Genomic DNA, 5,965 nt, shown 5'->3' with positions numbered 1-5,965 from the left:
GGTATTGACATTCATTTTATGCAACAAGCCTCGGCAGCTGTTTTCTTGTTGCTGTAACTGATTGTTGATCTCCTGGTAGATCGAGGTGGCGTTTTTTTCATTTAAAAGTTCATCGATCCCGAAGTAGCGTTTTAGCTCTAAATGTGTCCAATGATACAGTGGGTTACGAAGGGTATGCGGCACCGTTTTGCCCCAGGCTTCGAATTTTTCCTGGTCACTGGCAGCACCGGTGATATAGTGTTCATCGATTCCCAAAGTTCGCATGGCACGCCATTTATAATGGTCGCCACTTAGCCACACCTGGCTGATGGTATCGAACTGTGTATCAGCAGCAATCTGTGCCGGTGGTAAATGATTATGATAATCGATGATCGGTTGGTCCTTGGCATACTGATGATACAACTCCTCAGCATACTTAGTCTCCAACAAAAAATTATCTGTGATAAAAGGTTTGTTACTCATTTGGTTTGTTTCAATTTTCGGAAATTATCGGCCCATCCAACCACCATCTACGGTGAGAATGCTTCCGCTCATATAATCACTAGCTTTAGAAGCTAAGAATATAATTGGTCCTTTAAAATCTTCTGGTTCTCCCCAACGTCCTGCTGGAATTCGGGACAAAATAGCTTCACTACGCTCTTCGTTATCACGAAGTGCCTGTGTATTATCTGTAGCAATGTAACCTGGCGCAATAGAATTCACCTGAACTCCTTTTGAAGCCCATTCGTTAGAAAATGCCATGGTTAACTGACCAATAGCACCTTTTGAAGCCGCATAGCCAGGCACTATGATTCCTCCCTGAAAAGTTAATAACGAAGCGGTAAAAATGACTTTCCCGTGACCACGTTTTAACATCTCTTTCCCTATTTCTCTAGTTAAAATAAACTGAGCATTTTGATTAACTTCAATTACTTTATCCCAATATTCATCTGAATGCTCTGCTGCAGGAGCTCTTAAAATTGTTCCGGCATTATTAACCAATATATCAATTTGCGGATTTTCAGATTTTACTTTTTCAATAAAAGCATAAAGAGACTTTCTATCTGAAAAATCACATTGGTAAGCTTTAAAATCTTTACCAATTTCTTTGACTCTATTTTCTATTTTAGATCCTTCTAATTCTAGAGAAGCCGAAACACCTAAAATATTAGCACCGGCCTCAGCTAGTGCTTCCGCCATTGCAAAACCAATCCCTCGTTTACAACCAGTAACAAGTGCTGTTTTTCCTTCTAAACTAAATAAACTCATTTTGGATATTATTTTAATTCATCTGGAGTTACACCGTCCATATCTCCATAATCTAAATTTTCACCGGCCATTCCCCAAATAAAGGTATAATTGGAAGTTCCTGCTCCTGCATGAATAGACCATTCTGGAGAAATTACCGCCTGATGATTTTTCATAAAAATATGGCGTGTTTCCTGTGGTTGCCCCATAAAGTGACTTATAGACTGCCCTTCTTCTAAATCAAAATAAAAGTAAACTTCCATTCTACGTTCGTGCGTATGTGGAGGCATCGTATTCCAAACACAACCTTCCTGAAGTTCTGTCATTCCCATCTGTAACTGGCAGGTTTCAACCACACTATTTACCAATAATTTATTGATCACCCTTTTATTAGAAGTTTTAGTATCTCCTAACTCTACAATCTCTGCTTCAGCCTTTGTTACCTTTTTTGTTGGGTAAGATTTATGCGCAGGAGCTGAGTTTATATAAAAATAAGGTTGTTCTTCTGTAGCTTCAAAAATTACTTCTTTAGTTCCCTTACCTACATAAAGTGCTTCACGATGACCAATTTCATAAACTTGACCATCTACAGTTACTTTACCTTTCCCACCTACATTGATTACACCTAATTCACGGCGATCTAAAAAGTTTTCGGCTTTAAGTTCATCTATAGCTTCTAATTTTAAAGCTTGATCTACTGGAAATGCACCACCCGCAATGTAACGGTCGTACATAGTATAGGTTAAACTAATTTGATCTTTTATAAACAACTCGGGTATTAGAAAATGCTCTCGAAGTTCTTCTGTTGTATATTTCTTTACATCTTCGGGATGATGTGCATATCTAAATTCTGATTTTGTCATGACTTAAGTATATTTTTATATGGTTTTTTAAGCTATTCAGCCAATTTCAGGAATCTGGCAGTGCTTTGCATCCTGCACTAACCTGATTTCTGAGCTACTAATTTAAATTTATGCAATCGATTACACAAATTATTTCATCAAAATTTACTGAATATTTTTAAATAATTACACAGAATTTCTTTCAATGTATTTAAAAACGTTTTTAACCTTTTCCTTTTTATTCTTTAAAACCATATACGCGGCAGATTCTCCCATAGCTTTAAAATCGGTACTTATAACCGTTATCCCCAGCAATTCTTTTAAAGGTGTTTCATTATACGATATTACGCCTATATCTTTTCCTAAAATTAAGTTTTTAGCTCTAATTTGTCTTACCAAATTTACCAAATCCCTTTCCTGTATAGTAATATAAACATCTTTACTCTGTAATTCCATATCATCATAAATCTCGTCCAATACCTCAAAATCAAAGCGATATTCTACACAAAATTTCTTAAAGCCGTGAACGATTCTTTTAGGATAAGGATTTACCGATTTATTAGGATACACTAAAATAATCTTATCATACTTTTTTATCCTATCGAGTCCCTCTTTTAGAGCGCTATAAATATCCTCCATAAAATCCTGATAAATAGAACCATAATCTCCCCTTATTTCTGGCTTTGTATTATCCAGCAATATTAATTTTTGCTTGGGTATTCTATCAATCATTTCTAAAACAGCTGTTGTGTGACTAACGTGGTTAGAGTTTTCGTCTCTAAAATGAGGCATAATCACATAGTAATCATAATATCCAAGATTGCGCTCTAAATATTTATTGAAAAGCGTTTCATCACAATGATAGATATAAAGATTCACATGTCCATTGATTCCCAAAGTATCCACAAATGAGTTATAAATCATCATTTTATAGGTACTTGGTTTATTAACCAAAAAAAATACATTGGTTTTGGCTATTAGATCGGTTTTTGAAGTATAATATCCCTTTCCTTTTACAGAAACGATTATCTTTTTTTCCTTCAAATTCTTATAAGCTTTCTCTACTGTATCCCTGGAAAGTAATAAATGTTCGCTTAATTCATTAATTGAAGGTATTTTTTCCCCTATCTTTAGATTACCTTGTGCGATATCGTAAACAATAGAATCAACAATTTGTTTATATTTAGGGACTCGCGAATTTGGATCAATTTTTATTTCAAACGTTTGAGACGTCATTTTAAAGTTAGTTTAAGTGTGTAACTGGTTTAGTTGTTGCTGAATTCGAAGCTAAACTTAATATAATTTCTGAATGTTTAAAGATAATATTAAAAAATTAAGCAGTATAGCACAGGATGGTCTAAATAATTCTAAAAATTACATTTGAGAAGCTTTAATTGAAACAATAAAATTAAAATGGAAAAAACTTTTCAGTACGTAGACTATCTCTGGGATGAAGCTAAAGCTGCCGAATTGGGTGACGATCAGGTAGCTTTGTTTTTATACCGATCAAATATATTAGGTGCCGATCTTAGAATCACTAATTATGGCGGTGGAAATACCAGCTGTAAAACCATCGAAAAAGATCCGCTAACTAACGAAGATGTAGAAGTAATGTGGGTTAAAGGTTCTGGTGGTGATATTGGTACATTGACTCGTAAAGGAATTGCCGGTTTATATACTGAACGCCTTAGAAATCTTAAAAATGTTTACGGTGGTTTAGAAGATGAAGACCGAATGGTAGGACTTTTCAATCACTGTATTTACGATCTGGATAGTAAAGCGCCTTCCATCGATACGCCGCTTCACGGATTATTACCTTTTAAACATATCGATCACCTGCACCCAGATGCGCTTATCGCGGTTGCGGCTGCAAAAGATAGCGAAAAGGTTACCAAAGAAATTTGGGGCGATACAATGGGTTGGGTTCCGTGGCAACGTCCTGGTTTCGATTTAGGGCTTCAGCTTGAAAAATGTTTAGAAGAAAATCCTGGAATTCGCGGAATCGTACTGGGTAGCCACGGTTTATTTACCTGGGGCGATACTTCTTACGATTGCTACGTAAATAGTCTGGAAGTTATCGAAATGGCTTCAGATTATATTGAAAAGAAAATCAAAGAAAACGGAGAAGTTTTTGGCGGACAAAAACTAAAATCTTTACCTGCGGAAGAGCGTAAAAATAAAGCTGCAGAATTAATGCCGTTACTACGTGGACTGGCTTCTTCAGAAAATCAAATGATCGGTCATTTTACCGATAGCGACACCGTATTACAATATATTAATAGTAATGATCTGGAGCGTTTGGCGCCAATGGGAACTTCCTGTCCCGATCATTTTTTACGTACTAAAATTCAGCCGCTTATCTTGACGTTAGATCCATCAGATGATGTGACTGATACGGAAGCCACGCTGAAAAAATTAGAGCCTTCTTTTGAACAATATCGAGAAGAATATCGCCAGTATTACGAAAATCATAAACACGCCAATAGTCCGGCAATGCGAGATCCTAATCCGGTGATCATTATTTATCCAGGTGTTGGGATGTTCAGTTTTGCAAAGAACAAACAAACTACTCGTGTAGCTAGTGAATTCTATGTAAATGCGATCAATGTGATGCGTGGTGCTGAAGCGATTACTGAATATACTTCCTTACCAAGACAAGAGGCTTTTGATATCGAATATTGGTTGTTAGAAGAGGCTAAATTACAACGTATGCCTGCGGAAAAACCTCTTTCACGTAAAGTAGCGATCGTAACCGGTGCTGCCGGAGGAATTGGAAAAGCGATCGCTGATAAATTAGTTGCTGAAGGTGCTAACGTAGTGCTAACCGATATTAGTCAAGAGAATTTAGATGAAGCTTTATCGACTTACAAACGTGACGAAGCTGCGATTGCACTTTGCGATGTAACTAAAGAAGAGTCGATAGAAAAGGCTTATAAAGAAGCGAATCTTGCCTTTGGTGGTGTAGATATCGTAGTGCATTCGGCTGGATTGGCAATTTCAAAATCTTTACCAGATACTACCCTAAAAGATTGGGAATTATTACAAAATGTATTGGTGAAAGGTCAGTTTTTGATGGCCCAAAAAGGAGTTGAAATTATGCGCAAGCAAGGTCTAGGTGGTGATATCGTGAATATTGCCAGTAAAAATGGACTAGTTTCCGGGCCTAATAATGTTGGCTACGGAACGGCAAAAGCAGCGCAACAACATATGACGCGTTTATTAGCTGCAGAATTAGGTGGCGATCATATTCGCGTGAATACAGTAAATCCAGATGGAGTGATCGTTGGAAGTAAGATTTGGGAAGGTGATTGGGCTGAAGGTCGAGCAAAAGCTTACGGAATTAAAGTTGAAGATCTTCCTGCGCATTACGCCAAAAGAAACTTATTAAATGAAATTATCTTACCAGAAGATATCGCAAACGGCGTATTCGCCTGCGTAGGCGTTCTGGATAAAAGCACCGGAAACACCATTAACGTCGATGGCGGTATGGCGAATGCTTTTGTGAGATAAAGTTTAGATATGAGTAATTAGATTTTAGAATCTTGATGCTAGAATATAGATTTTAGAACTTAGAGAATAGACAAGAGAAGCAGGAAACACGAAAGATTTAAAATGGCCTATCGAAAGCTTATCGTAAAATTTGAAGTGAAAATGCCGTAAAACTTTAGGCTGTTTGAGCGATAGCGAGTTCCTGAAATTTAGGCATCGAACGATAAATTTAGATAAGTGTTCGTAAGCCTTGATTTTTTGGTTCGTTTTGTATCAAGACAAAATGAACAGATAAAATAAAAAGTCTAAACTCTAAGTTCTAAAAGCGAAGCGCTCTAAATTTTTAAAATAAAACAAGTGCGTCACCCTGAACTTGATTCAGGGTCTCATCCGGAGTCAAAAATACT

General features: G+C 36.7%; 5 protein-coding genes. 1 reads left to right on the top strand and 4 read right to left on the bottom strand.

Annotation, left to right across the window (positions count from 1 at the left end):
- The 4 genes from IIF7_RS20205 to IIF7_RS20190 all read right to left on the bottom strand — a co-directional run.
- On the bottom strand, positions 1 to 462 hold a 462-nt coding region (locus tag IIF7_RS20205), incomplete at its 3' end, for a glucuronate isomerase (protein ID WP_139801388.1).
- A 24-nt stretch (positions 463 to 486) separates the two neighbouring features.
- A complete protein-coding gene (locus IIF7_RS20200; protein ID WP_176219022.1) occupies positions 487 to 1,248 on the bottom strand; it encodes an SDR family NAD(P)-dependent oxidoreductase in 762 nt (253 codons plus the stop codon).
- Between the two features lie 8 nt (positions 1,249 to 1,256).
- Entirely contained in the window at positions 1,257 to 2,090 is an 834-nt protein-coding gene (kduI, locus tag IIF7_RS20195) for a 5-dehydro-4-deoxy-D-glucuronate isomerase (protein ID WP_084843498.1), read from the bottom strand.
- 165 nt (positions 2,091 to 2,255) lie between these two features.
- Entirely contained in the window at positions 2,256 to 3,305 is a 1,050-nt protein-coding gene (locus tag IIF7_RS20190; protein WP_084843497.1) for a GntR family transcriptional regulator, read from the bottom strand.
- A 177-nt stretch (positions 3,306 to 3,482) separates the two neighbouring features.
- On the opposite strand from IIF7_RS20190, the gene IIF7_RS20185 reads away from it, so the two are divergent.
- Entirely contained in the window at positions 3,483 to 5,579 is a 2,097-nt protein-coding gene (locus IIF7_RS20185) for a bifunctional aldolase/short-chain dehydrogenase (protein ID WP_084843496.1), read from the top strand.
- Positions 5,580 to 5,965 lie beyond the last annotated feature (386 nt).

This window comes from Zunongwangia atlantica 22II14-10F7 (assembly GCF_002094855.1).
Taxonomy (GTDB): domain Bacteria; phylum Bacteroidota; class Bacteroidia; order Flavobacteriales; family Flavobacteriaceae; genus Zunongwangia; species Zunongwangia atlantica.
This window is presented reverse-complemented; position numbering and strand designations above follow the sequence as displayed.

What these genes read in the sequence shown, in the direction of transcription:
- kduI (WP_084843498.1), bottom strand. Translation starts at nt 2,090, where the DNA reads ATGACAAAATCAGAATTTAGATATGCACATCATCCCGAAGATGTAAAG.
- IIF7_RS20200 (WP_176219022.1), bottom strand. Translation starts at nt 1,248, where the DNA reads ATGAGTTTATTTAGTTTAGAAGGAAAAACAGCACTTGTTACTGGTTGT.
- IIF7_RS20190 (WP_084843497.1), bottom strand. Translation starts at nt 3,305, where the DNA reads ATGACGTCTCAAACGTTTGAAATAAAAATTGATCCAAATTCGCGAGTC.
- IIF7_RS20185 (WP_084843496.1), top strand. Translation starts at nt 3,483, where the DNA reads ATGGAAAAAACTTTTCAGTACGTAGACTATCTCTGGGATGAAGCTAAA.